The 22,245-nt window shown below is 42.0% G+C and carries 21 protein-coding genes; 12 read left to right on the top strand and 9 right to left on the bottom strand.

Annotation, left to right across the window (positions count from 1 at the left end; genetic code table 11):
- Positions 1-5: 5 nt before the first annotated feature.
- Positions 6-899, top strand: a complete 894-nt coding sequence (locus tag IEV39_RS08380) for a DMT family transporter (protein WP_005284533.1) — start codon at positions 6-8, stop codon at positions 897-899.
- Between the two features lie 13 nt (positions 900-912).
- On the opposite strand, the gene IEV39_RS08375 is transcribed toward IEV39_RS08380, so the two are convergent.
- Positions 913-1,494 carry a PilZ domain-containing protein gene (locus IEV39_RS08375; RefSeq protein ID WP_005229403.1) on the bottom strand — a complete coding sequence of 194 codons (582 nt, stop codon included), beginning with the start codon at positions 1,492-1,494 and terminating at the stop codon, positions 913-915.
- Positions 1,495-1,519: 25 nt separating this feature from the next.
- Between IEV39_RS08375 and IEV39_RS08370 the strand changes: the two genes are divergently transcribed.
- The 4 genes from IEV39_RS08370 (at position 1,520) to IEV39_RS08355 (ending at position 7,180) form a co-directional block, all read left to right on the top strand.
- Positions 1,520-2,755: a lipoprotein-releasing ABC transporter permease subunit gene (locus IEV39_RS08370; RefSeq protein WP_005284536.1), complete on the top strand. Its 1,236-nt coding sequence runs from the start codon at positions 1,520-1,522 to the stop codon at positions 2,753-2,755.
- A complete protein-coding gene (lolD, locus tag IEV39_RS08365) occupies positions 2,748-3,437 on the top strand; it encodes a lipoprotein-releasing ABC transporter ATP-binding protein LolD (RefSeq protein ID WP_005229406.1) in 690 nt (229 codons plus the stop codon). The genes IEV39_RS08370 and lolD overlap by 8 nt, the downstream gene beginning before the upstream one ends.
- Complete coding sequence (locus IEV39_RS08360; protein ID WP_005229407.1) at positions 3,430-4,665, top strand: lipoprotein-releasing ABC transporter permease subunit; 1,236 nt, start codon at positions 3,430-3,432, stop codon at positions 4,663-4,665. The genes lolD and IEV39_RS08360 overlap by 8 nt, the downstream gene beginning before the upstream one ends.
- Positions 4,666-4,753: 88 nt before the next feature.
- A complete protein-coding gene (locus IEV39_RS08355) occupies positions 4,754-7,180 on the top strand; it encodes a DNA internalization-related competence protein ComEC/Rec2 (protein ID WP_005284539.1) in 2,427 nt (808 codons plus the stop codon).
- A 1-nt stretch (position 7,181) separates the two neighbouring features.
- Here IEV39_RS08355 and IEV39_RS08350 read toward each other — a convergent pair whose 3' ends face one another.
- A complete protein-coding gene (locus IEV39_RS08350) occupies positions 7,182-8,171 on the bottom strand; it encodes a lysophospholipid acyltransferase family protein (protein ID WP_324620644.1) in 990 nt (329 codons plus the stop codon).
- A 102-nt stretch (positions 8,172-8,273) separates the two neighbouring features.
- Here IEV39_RS08350 and sppA point away from each other — a divergent pair, with 102 nt between their 5' ends.
- From sppA to IEV39_RS08335, 3 genes are all read left to right on the top strand, one after another.
- Positions 8,274-9,296, top strand: a complete 1,023-nt coding sequence (gene sppA / locus IEV39_RS08345; RefSeq protein WP_005284545.1) for a signal peptide peptidase SppA — start codon at positions 8,274-8,276, stop codon at positions 9,294-9,296.
- 183 nt (positions 9,297-9,479) lie between these two features.
- Complete coding sequence (locus IEV39_RS08340) at positions 9,480-10,271, top strand: alpha/beta fold hydrolase (RefSeq protein WP_005284547.1); 792 nt, start codon at positions 9,480-9,482, stop codon at positions 10,269-10,271.
- 8 nt (positions 10,272-10,279) lie between these two features.
- A complete protein-coding gene (locus IEV39_RS08335) occupies positions 10,280-10,654 on the top strand; it encodes a hypothetical protein (RefSeq protein WP_005284550.1) in 375 nt (124 codons plus the stop codon).
- Between the two features lie 30 nt (positions 10,655-10,684).
- Here IEV39_RS08335 and purN read toward each other — a convergent pair whose 3' ends face one another.
- Together purN and purM are read right to left on the bottom strand one after the other, a co-directional pair.
- A complete protein-coding gene (gene purN, locus IEV39_RS08330; RefSeq protein WP_171067883.1) occupies positions 10,685-11,314 on the bottom strand; it encodes a phosphoribosylglycinamide formyltransferase in 630 nt (209 codons plus the stop codon).
- On the bottom strand, positions 11,311-12,381 hold the full coding sequence (gene purM / locus IEV39_RS08325) for a phosphoribosylformylglycinamidine cyclo-ligase (RefSeq protein WP_005284556.1): 1,071 nt from the start codon (positions 12,379-12,381) through the stop codon (positions 11,311-11,313). Before purM ends, purN begins: the two co-directional genes overlap by 4 nt.
- A 133-nt stretch (positions 12,382-12,514) precedes the next feature.
- On the opposite strand from purM, the gene cxpE reads away from it, so the two are divergent.
- The 4 genes from cxpE (at position 12,515) to IEV39_RS08305 (ending at position 18,863) form a co-directional block, all read left to right on the top strand.
- Complete coding sequence (cxpE, locus tag IEV39_RS08320; RefSeq protein WP_005284559.1) at positions 12,515-13,708, top strand: chloramphenicol efflux transporter CxpE; 1,194 nt, start codon at positions 12,515-12,517, stop codon at positions 13,706-13,708.
- 20 nt (positions 13,709-13,728) lie between these two features.
- Positions 13,729-14,427, top strand: a complete 699-nt coding sequence (locus tag IEV39_RS08315) for a DnaA regulatory inactivator Hda (RefSeq protein ID WP_004771428.1) — start codon at positions 13,729-13,731, stop codon at positions 14,425-14,427.
- 114 nt (positions 14,428-14,541) lie between these two features.
- Positions 14,542-16,410, top strand: a complete 1,869-nt coding sequence (gene rbtA, locus IEV39_RS08310) for a rhombotarget A (RefSeq protein ID WP_005284562.1) — start codon at positions 14,542-14,544, stop codon at positions 16,408-16,410.
- A 14-nt stretch (positions 16,411-16,424) separates the two neighbouring features.
- Entirely contained in the window at positions 16,425-18,863 is a 2,439-nt protein-coding gene (locus IEV39_RS08305; RefSeq protein WP_005284564.1) for a CSLREA domain-containing protein, read from the top strand.
- A gap of 55 nt (positions 18,864-18,918) precedes the next feature.
- Here the strand turns inward: IEV39_RS08305 and IEV39_RS08300 are convergent, their stop codons facing one another.
- From IEV39_RS08300 to IEV39_RS08280, 5 genes are all read right to left on the bottom strand, one after another.
- Positions 18,919-19,308, bottom strand: coding sequence for a DUF3106 domain-containing protein (locus IEV39_RS08300; protein ID WP_005284567.1), 390 nt, complete (start codon positions 19,306-19,308; stop codon positions 18,919-18,921).
- Positions 19,298-19,621 (bottom strand): hypothetical protein, encoded by a 324-nt coding sequence (locus tag IEV39_RS08295; RefSeq protein WP_005284570.1) that lies wholly within the window; start codon positions 19,619-19,621, stop codon positions 19,298-19,300. Before IEV39_RS08295 ends, IEV39_RS08300 begins: the two co-directional genes overlap by 11 nt.
- A complete protein-coding gene (locus tag IEV39_RS08290; protein WP_005284572.1) occupies positions 19,608-20,225 on the bottom strand; it encodes an RNA polymerase sigma factor in 618 nt (205 codons plus the stop codon). The genes IEV39_RS08295 and IEV39_RS08290 overlap by 14 nt, the downstream gene beginning before the upstream one ends.
- A 160-nt stretch (positions 20,226-20,385) precedes the next feature.
- Positions 20,386-21,162, bottom strand: coding sequence for a TrmH family RNA methyltransferase (locus tag IEV39_RS08285; protein ID WP_005284576.1), 777 nt, complete (start codon positions 21,160-21,162; stop codon positions 20,386-20,388).
- 59 nt (positions 21,163-21,221) lie between these two features.
- Positions 21,222-22,193 carry a class 1 fructose-bisphosphatase gene (locus IEV39_RS08280; RefSeq protein ID WP_005284579.1) on the bottom strand — a complete coding sequence of 324 codons (972 nt, stop codon included), beginning with the start codon at positions 22,191-22,193 and terminating at the stop codon, positions 21,222-21,224.
- Positions 22,194-22,245: the final 52 nt, after the last annotated feature.

Here is a 22,245-nt window from a genome sequence, read left to right as displayed (position 1 = left end):
TGAGTATGCCATCACGTATTAATCTCATGCTCACTTATGGACTACTGGTCTTTATCTGGGCAACCACGCCGCTTGCAATTGTGTGGAGTGTTTCGGACCTGCATCCGATGTGGGCATTGCTGATCCGCTTCTTTATTGCGTTGCCTCTGGCGGTAACCGTATTATTGCTGTTAAAGGTGAAATTTCCTACTCATAAAATTGCCTTATTGAGTTATGCCGCGGGCTCATTGAGTCTGATTGGTTCGCAAATCTTTACTTATGCGGCCACGGCTTACCTCAGTTCGGGGCTAATTGCCTTAATGTTTGGTCTGGCACCGATTATGGCGGGATTGATTGGCCGTTTTGGTTTTCAGCAAAAACTGGCGGGCTTGCAATGGCTGGGAATGGCAACATCAATTATCGGCTTGGCCATGATTTGCTTGAGTGGTAGCCAGCAGCATGTACAGCCAATTGGCATTATTTTAATGCTGATCAGTGTTTTTTCTTATTCATTGTCGATTTTTCTGGTCAAGAAGATTAATGCAGACTTGCCAGTGATGGCGCAGGCCACCGGCTCAATTCTGGTCTCCACTTTGTTGGCGACTTTGTTAATACCGTGGATCTGGCAATATGCACCAACGCATTTTCCTTCTGCGAAGTCTTTGTTTGCACTGACCTATACCATCGTGATGGCTTCGTTAATTGCCATGTTCTGTTATTTTAAGCTGGTGCAGAACTTACAGGCGACCACATTATCACTCACGACTGTCATGACACCGATGCTGGCGATTCTGATTGGCGCTTATCTGAACCATGAACAGATATCAGCTCAGGTCTTTGTGGGCGCAAGTATTATCCTGTTCGGTTTAGTGCTGTACTTCTTCAGGGATTTAAGGGCATATCGCCGTTTGAAATCTTAAAGATGGGATCAGATTAGCTGGCTTCACTTTGTTGAGCCTGTCGAATACTAGCAGCCAATTTAGCGCGATCTTGCGGATTGAGCGTAATAAAATAGGCACCGATACGGAATTTTCCCTGTTCTTCCGCGGTGCTATGGGCAACTTGCGCAATGGCTGCGATATGGAAGAAATTTTCAGGGTGGCTCAGGGTAATGTGGATATAGGTGCCTTGATTAATATCTTGAGAACTAAAGAAACTTAATCCATTCTCGGAAACATTGACCTGCTCAGGAACCGGCAATAGGGATTGCACGATATTGTCATAATAAGACCCTGTAATCAGGTTTAATTTCTGGTTAAAAAGGGATAAGATGCGAGCAATTTGTTGATCTTTTTCATTTAATTGTTCTAATTCGTAGCGAAACGCATGATCAAATTGATCTAATTCTGCAAGTAGTAGAAAATAGCGGGGCAAAACGAAATGGGAATCATACGGGTCATTCAGCGCTACATCATCGGGAATGATTTGATAGTTGATTCTCAACACGGCATCAATACGAGACATCACACGACGTTCAGTGTTGTCGTCAACAAGATGATGTTGTGAATTTTCCATAATAAATCACCTCGGACTAGATGGTATGTTTAAGCCAATTTCGCTGTATATAGGGTTGAGATACACTCGTGCTCAGCGGAGTAATCATTTTATTTCTTTTGTCGCCTTAGTTTCCATGATCGGCTTGACGCTTGGTGTTGCTGTGCTGATTACAGTGCTATCGGTCATGAATGGTTTCGATCGCGAATTAAAAAATCGTGTCCTTGGAATGGTTCCACAAGCCACTGTTTCTTCTAATCAAATTCTAACAGATTGGCCTGAGCTTGTAAAAAAAGTTGAGCATCACCCGCATGTCACAGGCGCTGCGCCTTTTACCCAATTGCAAGGGATGTTGACTGGGCAGGGGCAAGTCGCCGGTATTATGGTGATAGGGATTGAGCCAAAATATGAAAGCAAGGTGTCGATTATCCAGAACCATATGGTTGCAGGTGATTTAAATGCATTAAAAAAAGGCGAGTTCGGGATTGTCCTCGGTAAAGATATGACCGATGCCTTGGGTCTGAGCCTAAATGACAATGTGACCTTGGTGCTGCCTGAAGCGACGCCGTCTCCAGCAGGTGTGGTGCCACGATTTAAACGCTTTAAAATTGTCGGTATTTTTAGTGTCGGTGCAGAAGTGGATTCTACAGTTGGCTACATTGCCTTGAATGATGCCTCGACCTTATTACGTTTGCCGGATGGTGCCCAAGGTGTGCGTCTTAAAGTGGATGACATTTTTGCGGCACCGAACGTGGTGAACCAGATTGTTAAACAATTACCAGATAATTTTTATGCAACCAGCTGGAAGGAAACGCATGGAAGTCTGTTTGGCGCGGTGCGAATGGAAAAGAATCTGGTGGGTTTACTGCTGTTTCTGATTATTGTGGTGGCTGCATTTAATATCGTTTCGTCACTGGTTATGGTAGTCACCGATAAAAAGGCAGATATTGCAATTCTGCGTACCTTAGGTGCCTCACCACGATTTATTACGTCTGTCTTTATTGTACAAGGGACCATTATTGGGGTGGTGGGTACGGTGACAGGAGTGATTTTGGGCAGTACTTTTGCCTTAACCATCAGTGATTTGGTGAGCTGGTTAAATCACACCTTTGGACTCAATTTATTTAGTGGTTATGTCATTGGCTATTTACCTTCTTATTTACGCTGGCAAGATGTCCTGATTGTTGTGACCGCATCTTTATCTATCAGTTTTTTAGCAACAATTTACCCTGCTATCCGTGCAGCGAAAACGCAACCAGCCGAGGCATTACGTTATGAGTAAGATCGTTCTAGAATCAAAAAATATCTTTAAGCATTTCGATGATGGCAAAAGCAAAGTTGAAGTGATCAAAGGCTTATCCCTGCAAGTCAATGCCGGCGAGTTTGTTTCGATTGTGGGTTCAAGCGGTTCAGGTAAAAGTACCTTGTTGCATGTGTTAGGCGGTTTGGAGCAACCCTCGGAAGGACAAGTCTTCTTACAAGGCCAACGCTTTGATAATTTAGGCGAGGCGGAGCGTGGCTACAAGCGTAACCAATATCTGGGTTTCGTTTATCAGTTCCATCATTTATTGCCAGAATTTACTGCATTGGAAAATGTGGCAATGCCATTAATGTTGCGCAGTGAGAGTAATTTTAAGGACGTAAAAAAGCAGGCAGAATATCTGCTGGATCGTGTTGGCCTGTCTCATCGTATGGATCATAAACCGGGTGAATTGTCCGGTGGTGAACGGCAACGTGTGGCTTTGGCGCGTGCTCTCGTGACCAAACCTGCAGTGGTGCTGGCAGACGAACCGACCGGAAATCTGGATCGTAAAACCGCGCTCAGTATTTTCGAGCTGCTCACCGATTTGAAAAAAGAACTCAATATGGCGATGTTGATCGTGACCCATGATGAGCAACTGGCCCAGTCGGCGGATTCAATTTTGCATATGCAAGATGGTATATGGGTGGGTGAGCATGTTTAAACCCATTTCATTTTATATTGGGCTGAAATATACACAGGCGAGGAAAAAAAGCCGTCTGGTGTCGTTTATTTCATTGATGACCATGATTGGTCTCACGGTGGGTGTTGCGGTACTGATTACGGTTTTGTCCGTGATCAATGGTTTTGACCGGGAATTGAAAAACCGTATTTTAGGAATCGTGCCACAAGCGACGATTGCTTCCACTCAGATTATGACCAACTGGCAAGACCTGGCTCAAGATATTGCTAAACAGCCCCATGTGGCTGCTGTTGCACCGTATACACAGTTACAGGGGATGTTAACTGCACATGGCGAAGTGACTGGGATCATGATCTCAGGCATTGAACCGGAATATGAAAAACAGGTCTCTATTGTTCATAACTATATGCAAGCCGGTAGTCTGGAGGCCTTGAAGAAAGGCAAATATGGTATTGTGATCGGTCAGGATCTGGCAGACAGTCTAGGGTTGAAGCTGAATGATCCGGTGACGCTTGTGTTACCTGAAGCCACCAATTCATCCGCAGGGGTAGTGCCTCGCTTCAAACGTTTCGAAGTGGTGGGTATATTTAAAATTGGTACTCAGGTCGATTCGATGGTGGGATATGTGGCATTAAATGATGCCTCGACACTATTACGCTTGCCGGAAGGTGCTCAAGGCATTCGCTTAAAGCTGGATGATATTTTTGCTGCACCAGAGATTTCCGAGAGTATTATCAAAAAATTACCAAGTAATTTTTACGCTTCGAATTGGACCTATACGCAAGGTAACTTATTTAGTGCCATTCAAATGGCAAAAAATATGGTCGGGTTATTACTGCTCCTCATTATTATTGTTGCAACCTTTAATATTATTTCATCCCTGATGATGTTGGTGACAGATAAAAAATCAGATATCGCGATCTTACGTACTTTAGGTGCATCACCCTTATTGATTACTCAAATCTTTATGGTACAGGGGACAATTATTGGTGTGATTGGTACCGGTTTGGGTACGGTTTTAGGGATTATTTTATCGTTAAGCATTGGTAATATTGTGTCTTGGGTAAATACCACTTTTGGCTTAAATTTATTAGATGCCTATTTTGTGCATTATTTGCCTTCATATTTACGTTGGCAAGATGTATTGCTGGTGGTAAGTGTTTCATTGTTATTAAGTTTACTGGCAACAATTTATCCTGCCTTACGTGCAGCAAAAGTTCAACCGGCTGAAGCATTACGCTATGAATAATGCATAAATATTGAATAAGACCTCTTGTTAAAGCTCCGAAAAGGGGCTTTAATTTTGTCTTTAGAAAAACTAAATCCAATGTTAAGAAATGTTGAAGATTATTTTGTTCGATTGGATTGCCGGTATTGCTTTGATGGGGCAGGATTTCCATTTTATAGGACAAACATGGTGGATATGGCTGATTTTAGCAAGTCTGATATTCGCTTTAGGACGATATAAAAGCCAGCGCTATTTTCAGCGAGCTTGGTATAAGACGCTCCTTTTAAGCAGTTGTAGCTGGGCATTGTGCTGTACCAGTTATCATTATGCTGATGTGGCTTTAGAACAGCGCTTAAGCTTACGGGAACTTCAGGTTCAACCATTTGAAGCCATTGTTTATATTAAAAAGATAGATGAACTAACAGATGAAGGGCAAAAACAAATTGCTGAAGTCCTCAATCGGCATAGCCAGCCAGTAAATTGGTTACTGTATCTGAATAAAGCATCTGAGCAAACCATGCAGCAGCCGAGCTTACAACTGGGGCGTTATTATCGGATCAACGGGATGATCAGGCCTGCGCATAGTTATGCCGTAGCAGGAGCATTTGATCAGGAAAAATGGTTTTTACAGCAGAATATTCTCTCTGCATTTTCGGTCAGACAAATTCAGCCGTTAAGCTCTGATGAGATTTATCGTTTGGGTTATCAGCAACACGATAAGCAACAACGTACGCTCAAAGCCAGGTTGCTGTTAAAAATTGAAGGCATGCGGCTGGACTTCCGGCAAATGCTGCAAACAAGCTCTCTGCAACATCCAGGTTTGCTGCTAGCTTTGCTGACTGGCGATGAAAGCCTGTTGTCGAGCGAGCTAAAACAGCAATTCCAGTTGCTGGGAATATCCCATTTACTGGCTATTTCAGGGCCTCATGTACTGATCTTTGCCTTGATGCTGACCTGGTTGTGCCAAAGGTTGATACAGCGTTATTGCCCGAAATTATATTTATGGAAACCCAGACAGATTCTGGTTATTTTTCCTTTTGTTGCCAGTGTTGTACTTTATGTAGCTTTTGTCGGCTTTGAGATTCCGGCCATCAGAACGCTGTTCACAGTGCTGATTGCCAGTCTTTTCCTGGTCTTGCGACAGTCTATCCAACCTCTGGCTTTGCTGGTTTATAGCGCTAGCTTACTGCTGATTTATGATCCATTTAGCATTTTGTCGGCAGCATTCTGGTTATCTTACGGGGCCTGTTTTATTCTGCTACGAATCTATCAAACGACAGCACACTTGCCTCAAGATCAAGTGCAGACCTCAATACAAAAGATGATACTGGCGATTAAAGTATTGATTGATGCCCAATGGAAAGTTTTTATTGCCTTATTGCCACTGGTGATTATTTTCTTTCAGCAGATTTCCTGGGCAGCGCCATTGAGTAATCTGATTGCAATTCCGCTATTAAGTGGCGTGGTGGTGCCGCTAGGCATTCTTGCTGCTTGTCTGTGGCTAATCATTCCCGCATTGGGACTATTGTTGTTTCAGCTGAATGATCAGTTGCTTACATTCTTGTTGTGGGGTTTAAACGGTTTACAGCACCTGTTCCCAGCATTATACGGGGTTAGTTATACACCTGGCATGATGTTGAGCTTGATCTTGGGATTGGTCATTTTATTTATGCCTAGAGGAAGCGTACCCAAGCTTTGGGCCGGCATCTGCTTTTTGCCCGTACTTTTAGGCGTCAACACTCAATCTACAACTTTAACTATTCTCGATGTGGGGCAAGGACAGGCGATCTTTTTACAGCATCCGCAACAGACATTAATGATTGATACGGGCGGGAATTATGACGAGCGCAAATTTGGTATTGGTGAGCGAGTCGACATCCCGTTCCTAAGACAGCAGGGTATTCGTAGCTTGGATCACGTCATTCTATCGCATCTGGATCAGGATCATAGCGGCGCATTTCCGGCTATACAAAATGCCTTTGCGATTACTCAGGTGCAGTCAAGTGAACGAAGTGAAAAGCTCCCGTTTAAGGACAATTTCTCCTATTGCCAACAGGGGCAGCATTGGTCATATAGCAATCTTAAAATTGAGATTTTGTCGCCTACGCAAGATGGCCTGAATTTTGCCAAACATCAACAGAATGAACAATCTTGTGTGGTCTATCTGCAGTTTCTCAATGCTCGACCTTATCAAAACTTTCTGATTATGGGCGATGCAGGTTGGGAAACCGAATTTAAGTTGCTACAGCAATATCCAGATTTAAAAGTAGATGTTCTGGTTTTAGGCCATCATGGCAGTAAAAATAGTTCTGCTTATGATTTTTTAAAAGTTTTAAAACCCAAGCTGGCGATTGCCTCAGCTGGCTTTAATAATCGTTATGGGCATCCGAGCCGGGAAGTCCAAAAGCGTCTGCAAGCTCTGAATATTCCGTTACTTAATACTACACGAACAGGGTCGGTGAATTTCCTGTTTGAGCATGGCAAAGTTGAGATAAAGCTGCAACGGCAGCAAAGGAAATGGTTACAACGAGAATAGCCTAAGCAAACTCTTCTTGGGCTTGCTGACGAACTGCAGCCACCTGAGCCAGTGCCTCCTGTTCATCAATATCATAAATTTTCTTCAGCGCGGGATTGGCACGAAAGCGTTTATAGCTCCAGTGATAGTGTTCCGGATAGCGTTGAATCAGTTGTTCTAAAGTTTGATGAATGATCAGGGTACCGTGCTCGGCACTGCCTTCATAAATTTGAGGATTGACTGGCTCAATGAACATATCAAAGCCATCTTGCTCATTTCTTTTGGTGTAAAGCAACAGGGCTTTGGCCTTGGTTTTCTGGATCAGCTTGGCACTTAAACTGCTGGAAGCTAAAGGAATACCGAAATAATTCACCATGTCACCGCCATGATCGGGAGTATGATCGGGCAAAATGGCGGTGGTACCCCCTTGTTTTAAGGCTTTAAAAACTTGTCGTACACCACTTTCATCGGTCGGGACCAGATGCGCCTGCTCACGGCTACGTGCATCACGGACAAACTGGTCAGCATCAGGATTCTTAACGGGCTTATATAAGATGGTCATTTGGGTATATTGTGCTAACCATGCATTCATTACTTCCCAAGTGCCAAAATGAGGAACAACCAAGACCACGCCTTTTTTTTCTGCCAGCGCTTCATGCAGGTAGTGTTCGCCCTGAACAGTATCAATACGCTGAATATTCTTCTGATTATGTGCCCCCCAGATACTTAAAAACTCGAAATAAGAGGTGAGTTCATTCTGAATGGCATGTTTGGTTAATAATTGTCTTTGTTGCGGCTCCATATCTGGAAACGCGATCTTTATATTCAGGCGAATAATTTTTGAAAGTTTAGATAGTTGAAAAGTATTGACCAGTCCAGCAACCAGACGTGCCAAAAAACGACCTAATTGAATCGGCTGACGACTTAGGAGCTTGATGAGACGGTAATTTGAGCTGATCGTTCTGGAATGGGTCATGGAGGCGGTATGAGAAAAATTACAAAGGAAAAGTATAATGTAAAAAATAATTATAAGTTAAAACAAGTTATTTAAACAGTTTTGTTGAAATCAGCGTATATAATAAAGCCACTTTAAAACATATTGGATTGGAATCTTATGTCCGATTGGCCACCAAAACCAAAAAATGAATCAACAAATAGTGACAATGTTACGGGCAAAGAATGGCAGATTTTAGAAAAAGCCGTTCTTGCCTCTGTAGAGGAACAGCGACGTAGCCGTCGTTGGAGTATCTTTTTTAAATGTTTAGGCTTCGCTTATTTACTTATTGTCCTGATTGCAATGACCAAGAGTTGCTCGACATCGACAGAGAAATCAACCACCAATATCAGCAGCGACCATCTGGCCGTGATTGATATTATAGGGACAATTGATTCATCTGCCGGTCAGTCGACTGTTAACAGTGAAGATACCAATAAAGCGCTTAAACGAGCGTTTGAGGCGAGTGGCAGTAAAGCAATTGTTTTAAATATTAACTCTCCTGGTGGTTCACCGGTACAGTCAGATGAAATCTGGCAGGAAATTCGCTACCAGAAAAAACAGCATCCAGACAAGAAAGTCTATGCAGTAATTGGTGATATGGGTGCGTCAGGTGCATATTATATTGCGTCTGCTGCTGACGAAATCATTGTCAATCCATCGAGTTTGGTGGGTTCCATTGGCGTGATCATGCCAAACTACGGTTTAAGCGGACTGGCACAAAAGTTAGGAATTGAAGACCGGACTTTAACTGCGGGCAGTAATAAAGATATCTTAAGCATGACCAAGCCATTAGATCCGGCACAAAAACAACATGTGCAATCTGTACTGGATAATGTCCATACTCACTTTATCAATGCGGTAAAAGAAGGTCGTGGCAAACGTTTGAAGACTAACGATCCAGCGGTATTCTCTGGTTTATTCTGGACAGGTGAACAGGCGATTGCTTTAGGTATTGCAGATCGTAGCGGTAGCATTACCACACTGATGCGTGATCTTAAAGTTGAACAAAAAGTGGATTATACCGTTCAACGTAATCCTTTTGAGTCGATTTTAGGCCGTATGGGCGCCAAGATTGGTGAAGGAATTAGCAGTTCGCTTGCGTCACAGCTGGAAACTCAGCAGAACGCGAAAATTCAATAACAGGTCAAATTGTTCCAACTTTATTAAAGCAATGCTTTTGCTGGAATAGATTCATCATACTCAGGCTGTGTTTTCACAGCCTTTTTTATTGTAAAAATAACTGGGCAGTTCTTGTTTTGATTTGCAATACATGTGTAGAGCAGGATAATTGAACGATCAGTGAAAACAAATAAAGAACCCTTTATGAAACCCTTGATTCATTTTGCCCATGCCAACGGCGTCCCTTCTAAAGTTTATCAAAAGCTGTTTGATCAGTTGAAAGATCAATATGACATTATTTATCTGGCTGAAATTGGCAATGACAAACGTTATCCGATTACGCATGGCTGGACACATCTGGTCGATCAGGTCATTGATAATATTGTTCAGCAAGCCCAAGGACGCCAAGTGATTGGTGTAGGACACTCTTTGGGTTCGGTCCTGACTTTAATGGCTGCCTATCGTCGTCCCGAGTTATTTTCCCAAGTGATTATGCTGGATCCACCTCTAATCATCGGTAAAGCCTCTTTTGTGTTTCATTTGGCTAAACTCTTTAAACCTAAGCTGGTGGATAAAATTACCCCTGCGGGTTTATCTGCACGCCGTCGTGACCATTGGGAGTCGCGTGAACAAGCGGCTGAGCTGCTGGGTTCGCGTGGTTTTTACCAACATTTCGATGCCGACTGTTTTCAAGCCTACATTGATCATGCCTTAACCGTTGATCCACAGCGGGGCGGTGTTACTTTAACCATTCCTAAGCAGGATGAGGTGAAGCTGTTTAGAACAACACCATCAATGTGGTGGTTACCAATGCCAAAACCACCCGTTCCTGTACAGTTAGTAGTAGGCCAAGATAGTGTGTTTTTAAAAGAGAAATTTCCGCAGGTTGCGAAAAAGAAACTGGGTATTCCATTTTCTGTTGTTGAAGGGGGGCATATGTTCCCATTGGAGCATCCACTGGATACCGTTGAGAAAATTAAAAGTCTGGTGCTTTGATTGTTTTGATGAGAAATACTGAGATTATTCTAAATGCACTGGGTTTGCTGGGTTATGGGCAAGAAAGTTGCCAAGCAAGCGTGCTGAATTTTTTTGATGCTTATCAACAACGGGTTGAATATATCAGCAATTTTTTAGATATATTTGGCCTTGCGTTAAGCAATGTGCAAGCCCAAGACCAACTTGTAAGCGTATTTGATCGATTCAATCATAAAAACTGGCAAGAAATTGATCAGTATTCATTTCAAGAGGGTGAGTATTACTGCTTTCTTCGCATCAAAGTTTTTCTATTGCATTTAGCTGATGAACATGACGCAGATGAAAGCATGGAGTGGTTAAATATTTTTCAAGAAAAATATTTAACCTATCTTTTAAAGTCATAAAAAAACGCATCCTTAGATGCGTTTTATTTTTTAGAATTGAGCAAACTGAATCGGTCGTTCTAAAGGCTTCTGGTTAAAATAGGCTTGGCCATTTTGCCAGCGCAGTTGACCTGTACAAAACCATTGCGCGACTTGAGGATAAATAAAATGCTCAAGTTCATGCACGCGTTGCGCCAAAGTCTCTACCGTATCATGTAAACCTACCTGAATGGCAGATTGCGCAATACTTTGTCCGGCATCCAGTTCAGCTGTCACAAAGTGAACGGTACAACCATGCAGACGGTCTCCGGTATTTAATACCCGTTGATGGGTATTAACGCCTTTATATACAGGCAACAGAGAAGGGTGGATATTTAACATTTTACCTTGCCATTGCAGCACAAAATCTGGTGTTAAAATCCGCATAAAACCTGCAAGGATCACCAGATCCACCTGCCATGCTAGCAGTTGCTGGTGCATGGCTGCATCAAAGCTTTCGCGATTCGGGTAATCTTTATGTGAAATAACAGCGGTTGCAATATTGGCATCTTTCGCACGTTGTAATGCATAAGCATCAGCTTTGTTTGATAACACACCAATGATTTGCCCTGACAGATTTGCATCTATCAGGGCCTGTAAGTTACTACCGCTGCCTGAAACAAGGACAGCAATTCTCATTATGCAAAGATCACGCGAATTTTTTCGTCAGCGCCTTCAACTGATTCAGCGTTTTCCTGAATGTGACCAATTTTCCAGGCTTTTTCACCTTGAGCATTCAAGACCTCAATGGCTTTGTCCGCTTCACTTGGATCAACTGCAATCACCATACCAACGCCACAGTTAAAGGTGCGATACATTTCAAAGCGTTCTACGTTACCTTCGCGTTGTAACAACTGGAACAATTCAGACCATTCCCAGCTTGATTCATCAATCACTGCTTGAGCGCCGTTTGGAAGAACACGCGGTAAGTTACCTGGTAAACCACCACCGGTGATGTGAGCCATGGCATGTACATCAACTTGTTTGCAAAGTTCGAGGACCGGTTTTACATAAATGCGCGTCGGTTCCATCGCAACATCGGCAAGTGGGCGACCATCAACGATTTGAGTTAGATCTACATTTTTAACATCTAAGATTTTGCGTAGTAATGAGTAACCATTTGAGTGCGCACCGCTTGATGCCACACCGATCAGTACATCACCAGACTTCACTTTTGTTCCATCAATAATTTTACTGTGTTCAACTACACCGACAGCAAAACCGGCAAGATCGTAATCTTCGCCTTCATACATGCCAGGCATCTCGGCAGTTTCCCCACCAACCAATGCACAACCGGCAAGTTCACAACCTGTACCAATTCCTGTCACTACATTGGCAGCCACATCAACATTTAGATGACCTGTTGCATAGTAGTCGAGGAAGAAAAGGGGTTCAGCGCCACAAACGAGCAAATCGTTTACACACATTGCCACAAGGTCTTGACCAATGGTGTCATGACGGTTGAGGTTAAGTGCCAGACGTAATTTGGTACCTACGCCGTCTGTGCCTGAAACCAATACAGGTTCTTCATAACCTTTTGGAATTTTGCATAGTGCACCAAAGCCACCAAGACCGCCCATTACTTCAGGACGAGTGGTGCGTTTCGCGACAGATTTGATACGATCGACTAATGCGTCGCCCGCTTCAATGTCGACGCCCGCATCTTTATAGCTTAAACCAGTGTTTGAGGTAGAAGTTGAGTTGCTCATAGTGAAGTCTCCGCAGTGGCGGCAGATTATAACCTGAATATACGAAACTCTTATGTTATTTATGCTCGAAAATGCTATCTTTAATTAAATTTTTTTTTATTTATAACGAATATACAATAAAAGGCTAGATTTTATGCAAGATCAGGTACTACGTCGTATCTTTATCCTCGCTGGGCTCGCATTACTGCTTTGGGTGCTCTATCTGCTAAAGCCCATCGTCATTCCTTTCGTAGGTGCTTTTTTTATTGCCTACCTGTTTAGTCCACTGGTGGATGTTCTTGTTAAAATCAAATTACCGCGTTGGTTAGCCATCAGTATCGTCTTTATCGGAATTGGTGTGACCCTGACCATGGTGTTGTGGTTCCTGGTACCGTTGATCTGGAAACAGCTGATGTATGCCCGAGATAGTATTCCTGCGGGTATCCACTGGATCAATGCCACTTTCCTACCGTGGGTATCACATACCTTTAATGTTGTACCTATGGAAATTGACACTGAACAGATTTCAAAAGCCGTAATGGATTATATCCAGACCAATTACAGCGCTGACAGCATCCAGACCATGGCATTGCGAGTCGCCCAATCAGGATTGAACTTTATTCAGATTGGTGGTGTGGTTATCCTTATTCCGATCATCTCGTTCTACTTCCTGCTGGACTGGGAGAGAATGCTGCAAAGTTTAAGACGTTTAATTCCACGTCCATATGAAGCTTCAACCTTAACCATCGTGCGTGAATGCCATAGCGTCTTAGGCGCCTTTGTCAAAGGGCAGTTCCTTGTGATGCTTTTGCTGGGAATCGTTTACGCCGTCGGGTTACAGCTGATTGGGCTGGAAGTCGGTTTAATTATTGGCATGATTGCTGGTTTGGCAAGTATCATTCCTTATCTTGGATTTGGTGTCGGGATTATTGCTGCTGTGGTTGCGACACTTTTCCAGTTTGGACTGGACTGGACCCAATTGCTGCTTGTCGGTGTGGTGTTCATGATCGGGCAAATGGTCGAGGGATATATTCTTCAACCGTTCTTGCTGGGTGATAAGATTGGTCTGTCACCTGTGGCTGTTGTTTTCGCGGTATTGGCAGGGGCACAACTGGGTGGATTCCTGGGTATGCTGATTGCTTTGCCTGTGGCTGCGGTGATTGTAGTGCTGCTTAAACATGCACGTGATAATTATGAAAGAAGCCGCTTCTATGGTTCTACCACAGAAGTCGTACTGGTACAGGGTGAAACTCAGCACATAAATGTGGATTCAGAGCAAGTAGAGCTTGATCTTCAAATTAAAAACTCTCAAGATACAGAGACTTCAAACCCGAAAGATTTAAAGTAATTGAGGAACATATTAAATATATGCGTCAACTACAACTGGATATAGAACCACAACTCGATGCTCGAATCAGTGATTTTTCGGGGCCGGGTTGGGGGCCTGTGGTTGATGCAGTCAGACAATTACATGCGGGTTTGGTCAGCCGATTCTATGTCTATGGCGGAGCGGGAACAGGTAAAAGTCATTTGCTTTCTGCAATCTGTGATTCTTATCTGGAGCTAGGCCGGCCTGCAATTAAAGTCTCGCTACTCGAATTATTAGATGCACCGATCGAAGCAATTACTTCTTTAGAGTTTTATGATCTGGTTGCACTGGATGATATTGATGCGATTAGCGGTGTACCGCATTGGCAAAAAGCAGTTTTCCATTTGATGAATAATCATGAAGGTCAGTTGGTGTTTTCTTCTCGGGTTGCGCCGATTGAATTAAAACTGGAACTGCCTGACCTTCAGTCAAGATTAACCCAAGCAGTCAGTGTTAAAGTCCCAAATGGCAGTTCGTATATTGACCGTCAGGCTTTACTTCAATCGGTGATGACCCGTCGCGGTATTCATTTTGACCAGCAAATTGTCGATTATTTATTAAGTAATGGTCCACATCAGGCATCAATATTATTACAAACATTAGCCCAACTTGAAAAAATGTTAAAAGGCGAAAAAACCAAGCTATCCAATACTACTCTTAAGCAAATTTATGCCTTGATAGATGAATATCGCCAATAGTATAAAATTTCTTGAGTAATTTTGAGAGCTATGACAAAGTACGCACAAAGGAATGTGGTTGCAAACACCTAGTTTGTAAAATTAAAAAAATGAAAAATATGAAAGGAGATCGGTATGCTCAAACGGACGCTTGCCTGTACTTTATTGGTGATGACTGGGCACGCTTATTCTGCGGATATCCAAGTCAACACATTAGCTGATGAAGAGAATTATACCGGTTGTTCTCTGCGCAACGCCGTAGAGTTTTTAAATAAAAGAAGTCAAAAAGAATTCGAGAATGGCTATCGCGGCTGTGGTGATAAAGATTCAAGCAGTACAATTATTCTGCAAAGAGATAAAGAATATACATTAAATTCGGCAATTCATATTAAAGCAGGCATGGCTATCATGACTGCTCCAAGTACTGACTTTAATAATAATCAGAAAGGTCTGCATAATGCCACCATTAAAATGGCAGGGAACGATCGTTTATTTGTCATTAATGATGAGAATGTTGAAGAAACCTTGGTACCTGTAATTTTTATGGAGATAAATTTAAAGGGTTCTGGTTATAAAATGACCGATGGTGGGTTAATTTTTAATAGAGAGGCACTCAGTCTCCAGTATTCTCGTTTAACGGGAGGAAATGCAGTTCGAGGTGGCGCAATTTATAATGCAGGTACTGTAATAGATGAACAAAGAACAGCAAGTATCTTGAATATCAGTAATAGTTTGCTACAAGGTAATGAGGGGGATCAAGGCGCAGTCATTTATAGCGAAATGCCTTTATATTTAATTACGCAATCTGTGATTCGTGATAATGAAGGTGCAAAAGGGGAAACTGGCGCCTTACTTTACTCACAAACAGCATTTACAGATAAGACAACAGCGCAGGTGCTGGCTTCCCGTGTATCAGGTCTGCGCAATAGTACTGTTTTTCATAATAAGGGTGGCTATATAGCGAATATTCGTGGCGGGATGTTGTTAAATAACGTCACAATGATTAAAAATGCTGCAGGATTATTTTTACAGGCACCGATGAGAGAGGTTTCAACCACGACAGATGGTAAAACCACGACAAAACCGGAACCAAGTGCTTATATTTCCAATAGTATTATTGTTGCAAATGAAGCAAATAACTGTGCCAGTTCTGCCGATGACGAAGCGGTTATACAAAGTAATTTGATCACCCCGGAATGTGATCGTAATGCACCAAGTGGTAGCCCTAACTTTTTCATAGGAAATAATAAACTCATCGCAGGTGGAACTAATGATGAAGGCGAATGTGCTGCACCTCCTGCAGATGGCCTGTTATGCCCATATTACACACCAAAAGATCAAATGTTAGGTTATTTTAAGCCACGTTTATTGATGTCATATACCAAGCTTTCAGACTCTTTAATTGTGAACAAAGGGCGCATTTATAGTGATGGAACAACTGCTGGTTTTGCAAAAAGTTGTGAAGGTTCGGATCAGCGCGGTAAAAGCCGCAGTGGCTATGATGAATTGTGTGATCTGGGGGCAATTGAGCTAGTGATTAATCGTGCTGAAGTTCCTATTGCCGGGGAAGATATCTTATATGGAGAGATTGCCAAATTTAGTATTACTGATAGCTTGTTAGATGGAGAACTGCTTGATCCTGTTTCATGTGAAAAAGTTCTGGGCAAGCGTCAGGATGGTCTACCATGGCAATCAGGTTGTCTGGATATCCAGCAAAGACAAACGCCGTCCAAAGGTAAGTTAAGCATTGATCAGCAGGGCAATATTACATATGTACCCAATGGAAATTGGCACGGGTCTGATGAATTTAATATGCGGGTGATGACGACAACAACCCGTTTTAATGACATCTCAAATTATTACATTACGATCCCAACCACGATTGTTCAAGCTCCACCTAATAATTTTCAAAGTAAAACTGTCAATGTTGGTGGAGGCAGTTTTGGCATAGGTGCAATTTTTGCATTATTCGGGCTAATTGGATTACGTCGCTTTAAATCATAATCAGGGATGATGAGATGAAAAACTATAAAAAAACTTTGCTTGCGACCTTGGTGCTTGCGACGATGCCGCTTTTTGCAGCAACCAGTAGCGCGCCAATTCAGGTCACAACTTTTGTAGATGAAGATGGTGAAAATAACTCTGCCTGTTCATTACGAGAAGCACTTAAAACGGCAGCGGACAGAAAGTCTTATGGTGGATGTCAAGTCACAGATACTTCACCCGCTACCACTAAATCAATTCAATTAGATGCAGGTACTTATGTACTCGATAGAGAATTGGCCCCAAAGATTGATATTGTGATTTTGGGTAAAAGTCCTGTTGATTGGGAAAAAAGAAGTATTATTACTAATGATTATCCTGCACAAACAGCATTAAAGACCACAATTGATGTAAAAGGAAAAGACCGGATTTTCAATACCACAGGTAATAATAGTTCATTAACCCTGAATGATATCATTTTGAAAAATGGCAAAACCTCAGATCGTGGGGGAGCGATTTATGCAGGGGGCAATGTCAATTTACAAAATACTCAAATCCTAGATGGTCAGGCGGCGATCAGTGGAGGGGCAATCTTCTTGGCTGGGCCATCTTCCTCATTAAATATTAACAGTGGTCTACTGAAAAATAATAAGGCACCATTAGGTAGCCTACTTGCGATGAGTTGTATTAATGATAACGTGTATTCCAAACGGAATATTGAAGTAAAGGCGAGTAGCCTTATTGCAAATGGTGCAGCTAATTCAAGTAGTATGCTGGAGTTTTGTGGAGAACCTGTGGCTTCATTGAGCGCAAACACGATCGCTCAGAATACGGCTAGCTTATCAAATGGTAGCTTGATTAAGTTTACAGGTGATACTCAGGCAGGTACTACGCCTACAAATACTTCTAGTATTTTAAGTAACTTAAGTAGTATCAATTTACTTAGTAATACTATTGTGGAGAATAATGCTTACTCAGCTTTTCTATATGATAAGTTGGGATTGAAAGTCTTAAGCTTCAATGTGCTGGCCTATAATAATGGAGGTTATTCTTGCCGTTATTTGTTAGGAAACGTCACTGAAGAAAAGGATGTAGATATCGTCCCACTTTATAATGCAATCCCTTTGAGTGGAGCGAGTAAGTGTGATTTACCGACGCTGGCATTACCTGATAAGCATACCAATAAGGATATTAGTAATTTTAACATCCGTACGCTTTTAACTACCTTACAACCCGAATCAGAGTCTACAGCTTTCTTATCCTTATATTATCCGGTAGATACCAAGTCGAACACAGATTTGCTGAATACAGGTGTTACTGGTTGTAGTGCAAAAGATCAGCGCAATATTGCGCGTATTACGGATGGAACTTTACATTATGACCCGGACTCACGAAATTCCTGCGATATCGGTTCCGTAGAGTTGATGAAATTGACGGCGGGGGATGTCACTGATGTCTCCAATATTTCATTAACGACATTAGTCGCAAATTATAAGAACCAGCTAGACTTCTTTAACGATCTTGTTAAGCAGCCAAATAATCCTGATTTCTTAACTTATTATAAGGTGCGTGCTCAAGAGTACAAAAACCTGTATGAGAAGACCAAGAGTACTTTAAAATATAGAGCGATCTATATTGATTTAAAAAATTATCAGTTGCCGATTCCCCAAGAAACTCAGCAAGCTGATGGCACTTCTAAATTAGCATTCTTTAATAAACAAAATTATATTGTTACAACCAAGCCTTTAGGGAAAGGGCAAATCAATGCTGATGTTGAAAATATAGATGAAAGTGACGCTAAAAATCTGGTTTGTGAATGGAATGAAGATTTAGAGCAAATTATTTTCTATCGTAAAGATGATGGTATTACACAAGCAGGCGATAAAATTTTCTGTAAATATACCATTCAATATCGAGCAGATTCTTCAATTCATTCATCTGGATTGATAAGTGCAGCATTTTTAAATATCGCCCCGGAGGCAAAAGATACTTCGGTAACATTAAAGTATCAGAAGAAAGAAAAAGTTGCAGTTAATTTGCTGAACTTTGCCAATGATTATGGGGATATGGGAGAGGGTGGAAAAGGTCCGGAAAGTAACCCGAATAAGCCGCAATTCTGGAGAAATGCAGATGGGATTGAATTACCAATACGATTGTCGAATGTCCCATCAGAAAATATTAGTGTTACTGCTGATCGTAAAGGCCCTTGTCCCGAGCCTGATCAGCAGGAAACCTGCTATGGCGGCAATATCTATGTTCAGGAAATAAATATTTTTAACCCATTCAATTATTCATTTAATTATCAGGTTTATGATGCGGAAGGTTTAATTTCAAATACAGCGAATGTAAAAATTATAAGTACAGGTACGACCTCAGATGATACGCGTAAAGCTGGTGGGGGGGGCGGTAGCTTTGGTATCTACTCGCTCCTAGGTCTGTTTGGTCTATTAAGCTATCGTCGATTGAAAAAGTAAGTCAAAAAAAGAGCGCCAAATTAGGCGCTTTTTTTGGAATTGAAAATTAAAAAAATTAGTGTTCTGCGTATTTACTTAAATATTCTTCTCGGATATTGACGCGTTCTTCGGTACTCGCATTTTGCATACGTTTACGCAAGGTGGTGCGTTCCTGGGTACTCATTTTCTGCCAGACATCACGCATTTTCTGTTTTTCATCTTCCGGCAGTTGAGTAAACCATTCCATTCTTTGCTGGAGCTGTGAACTTTGTGTGGTTGGAATTTCCTTTAACGACTGATAGCGTTTAATTAAAACGCGTTGTTCTTCAGGAGTTAAATCATCCCACGCTTCTTCAGTCGTGGGTTTATTCTGTTTGGAAAAAATCCAGAAACGTTCTGAACCTGCAAAACTGGTTTGCAATAATCCAAGCGTACACACAACAAGTGCTAATCTTTTAGCTGCCATGTGGAACTTTATCCTCACCTAAAACCAGTAACATTTCCATATCTTCAACCATCTGAGGTGAAAGTTTCGGATTCACCACCACCTGATTCTGTGGTTTATCGATTAACTGTAAAGAACTTGGCAATACAGCAATGCCCATAATCGCGGCTGCAAAGACAAAGCCTGTCATTTTCCAGATACTGTAATAAGACGTTGGTTTCTTTTGTACGGTATCTAAAACATGATTCATCACCCGCATTTTATTGTGGTGCTGCTCTCTTGCAAGTTGATCAAGTTTGGAAGTCACTTGTTTAGCGAACTCATCTTTTTTCATCTGATGATCCTCCCGTATGTGGATTTAAGTGCTCTAAGGCAATTCTGAGTCCCTGAATTGCACGGTGATAATGTGTTTTTACACTACCTTCACTACAATCCATAATTTGCGCTGTCGTCATCGTATCAAAGCCTTCCCATGCTCTTAACATGAACGCTTGTTGTTGACGGACCGGTAGTTGATTGATTGCAGCCTGAATTTCCTCCATAGTCACTTCCTGATCAAGGAACTCAAATGGATTTGGAGTTGATTCATCGACTACATCAATGATTTCTTCGTCATCGTCTAAACTGATCTTTTTAAATAATGAGAATGGACTTGCCCGACGAGCCTCCTTTCTTCTCCAGTCCTGGAGCTTATTATTCAATATGGTATAGAACAGGGGATACCATTCATCGGTACTCTTATCGGCATAGGATTTATGCAATGAAATAAAGGCTTCCTGAACCAGATCCATTGCAATACCTTGTTGTCCCTGTGTCGCACTTTCCATCATCACAAGCGCACGACCAGTCACGTCTTGCATAAAGAAACGCAGACGTTGTTCAACCGTACTACGATCAGTACCGTTTTCTGTTCGAGCGTGTTTAGGTGCTAAATCCATAGAGATGGAAAATCCTGTCATGGATACCCACCATTATTATTTCAATTCATTAATCATATAACGTTGAAAATGGTGGGCGCGTTGACAACTTAAGCAATTATTTTTAGTAGTGTAATAGATTTTCCCAGTAAAAAACGCGTATTTAAAATAAAATAACGTTTTACTGACGTTGGCGCACCATTTCAAAGAAGCAGACGGAACCCGCAATTGCAACATTTAAAGACTCTTGACCACCCGGCTGAGGGATTGTAACCGCCTGAGCATGTTCTAGGGCGTAGTCACTCGCACCTTGACCTTCATTACCCAGAATCCATACACAAGGTTGGGTTAAATTTTGGGTATATAAACTGGTTGAACGATGTGAGCTGGTTACAAAGACAGGAATTTGAAACTTTGGAAGCAGGTCGTTGAGTTGGAAATTTTCAAAACAAATCAGACTGAAGTGGGCACCCATACCCGCACGTAATACACGCGGTGACCATAATGAAGCCGAGCCTTGCGTACAAATTACCTGTTTAATATTGGCAGCTGCCGCAGAACGCAACAGTGTACCGACATTTCCTGGATCCTGAACATTTTCAAGAATCAGTGTATCTGCTTTAAAATCAATGGTCACTGAGCTTTTTGGCAGATCAATAATGGCCAAGCAGGGCAAGGTTGTGCCTAGAGTACTCAAATCTTTATAGAGTACTTCGCTAATGACAAAAATATGCCCTTGGTGTAATTCAATCACCTGTTGTAACTCTGGGTGATTGAGTGCCTGTTCAGTGGTAAAGAGAGAAAAGATTTTTTTCTGCTGTTGTAACCAAGCCAGGCAAAGATGAGTACCTTCCAGAACCGTTTGCTGATGTTTTTTTCGGGCGCTGTTCAGCTCGATCAGCCCACGCAAATTTTTGATCTTTGCATTGTCTTTTGATTCTAGAAAAATAACTGCCATAAGATAAACATCCAAAAGGGCATTATAAATGGATGATAATGCCCTGATTATAAAATTAATTAGTGATAGCTGGTGACGCGTTCAACTTCATTCTTCGAACCAATAATCACTGGAACACGTTGGTGGAGTTCGGTCGGTTGAATATCCAGAATACGAACACGGCCTGTTGTAGATGCACCACCAGCCTGTTCAATCAACATGCTCATCGGGTTTGCTTCATACATCAAACGTAAACGACCTGCTTTTTTAGGGTCTTTCAAGTCATATGGATAAAGGAAGATACCGCCACGGCATAAGATACGGTGAATGTCACCCACCATGCATGCAACCCAACGCATATTGAAGTCTTTTTCACGCACCGAAGTTTTACCCGCAAGTAACTCATCAATATAACGTTTTACCGGATTTTCCCAATGACGTTGATTAGACGAGTTAATGGCAAATTCTTGTGTATCTGCTGAAACCTGAACTTTTTCAGAGGTTAATAAGAAGCTTTGTGTCTTCGGGTCAAAAGTAAAGAATACAACACCCGCGCCAACAGTCAGGGCGAGCATGGTTGATGGCCCATAAAGTACATAACCAGCAGCAACTTGCTCAGTCCCTGCCTGCATAAAATCAGCAGCTTGGGTGACTGCATTTTTTGCTGGAAGGATAGAGAAAATGGTACCGACACACATATTGATGTCGATGTTGCTTGAACCGTCTAATGGGTCAAATAACACCAGATATTTACCGTTTTCTTGAGCAGGGGTGAAGTCATCCAGTTCTTCTGAAGCCAAGCCACCTACTTGTGGATGTACTTTCAATGCATCAATCAGGTAATCATTGGAAATGACATCTAATTTTTTCTGGGTTTCACCTTGGACATTTTCGTTGCCCGCGCTGCCTAAAATACCTGCTAAAGCACCTTTCTGTAAGGCTTGGTCAATGGTCTGGCAAGTTGCTGCAATTGTTTCAATGACTTGTGCCAACTCTGGAGTCAAATTCCCATTTTGTTGTTCTAGGTATTGGGTCAAAGTAAGGTTTGACATATTGAATAGCTCCGATTTAGCCGTGTCAAAAATTGATAAAAATGAATGTGGC

The organism is Acinetobacter courvalinii (assembly GCF_014635545.1).
Lineage (GTDB): Bacteria > Pseudomonadota > Gammaproteobacteria > Pseudomonadales > Moraxellaceae > Acinetobacter > Acinetobacter courvalinii.
Note: the sequence above shows the minus strand (reverse complement) of the source record. Positions and strands in the feature narration are given on the sequence as shown.

Coding starts and splice junctions, on each gene's coding strand:
- IEV39_RS08380 (WP_005284533.1), top strand. CDS start 6: ATGCCATCACGTATTAATCTCATGCTCACTTATGGACTACTGGTCTTT.
- IEV39_RS08375 (WP_005229403.1), bottom strand. CDS start 1,494: ATGGAAAATTCACAACATCATCTTGTTGACGACAACACTGAACGTCGT.
- IEV39_RS08370 (WP_005284536.1), top strand. CDS start 1,520: ATGTTTAAGCCAATTTCGCTGTATATAGGGTTGAGATACACTCGTGCT.
- lolD (WP_005229406.1), top strand. CDS start 2,748: ATGAGTAAGATCGTTCTAGAATCAAAAAATATCTTTAAGCATTTCGAT.
- IEV39_RS08360 (WP_005229407.1), top strand. CDS start 3,430: ATGTTTAAACCCATTTCATTTTATATTGGGCTGAAATATACACAGGCG.
- IEV39_RS08355 (WP_005284539.1), top strand. CDS start 4,754: ATGTTGAAGATTATTTTGTTCGATTGGATTGCCGGTATTGCTTTGATG.
- sppA (WP_005284545.1), top strand. CDS start 8,274: ATGTCCGATTGGCCACCAAAACCAAAAAATGAATCAACAAATAGTGAC.
- IEV39_RS08340 (WP_005284547.1), top strand. CDS start 9,480: ATGAAACCCTTGATTCATTTTGCCCATGCCAACGGCGTCCCTTCTAAA.
- IEV39_RS08335 (WP_005284550.1), top strand. CDS start 10,280: ATGAGAAATACTGAGATTATTCTAAATGCACTGGGTTTGCTGGGTTAT.
- purM (WP_005284556.1), bottom strand. CDS start 12,381: ATGAGCAACTCAACTTCTACCTCAAACACTGGTTTAAGCTATAAAGAT.
- cxpE (WP_005284559.1), top strand. CDS start 12,515: ATGCAAGATCAGGTACTACGTCGTATCTTTATCCTCGCTGGGCTCGCA.
- IEV39_RS08315 (WP_004771428.1), top strand. CDS start 13,729: ATGCGTCAACTACAACTGGATATAGAACCACAACTCGATGCTCGAATC.
- rbtA (WP_005284562.1), top strand. CDS start 14,542: ATGCTCAAACGGACGCTTGCCTGTACTTTATTGGTGATGACTGGGCAC.
- IEV39_RS08305 (WP_005284564.1), top strand. CDS start 16,425: ATGAAAAACTATAAAAAAACTTTGCTTGCGACCTTGGTGCTTGCGACG.
- IEV39_RS08300 (WP_005284567.1), bottom strand. CDS start 19,308: ATGGCAGCTAAAAGATTAGCACTTGTTGTGTGTACGCTTGGATTATTG.
- IEV39_RS08295 (WP_005284570.1), bottom strand. CDS start 19,621: ATGAAAAAAGATGAGTTCGCTAAACAAGTGACTTCCAAACTTGATCAA.
- IEV39_RS08290 (WP_005284572.1), bottom strand. CDS start 20,225: ATGGATTTAGCACCTAAACACGCTCGAACAGAAAACGGTACTGATCGT.
- IEV39_RS08285 (WP_005284576.1), bottom strand. CDS start 21,162: ATGGCAGTTATTTTTCTAGAATCAAAAGACAATGCAAAGATCAAAAAT.
- IEV39_RS08280 (WP_005284579.1), bottom strand. CDS start 22,193: ATGTCAAACCTTACTTTGACCCAATACCTAGAACAACAAAATGGGAAT.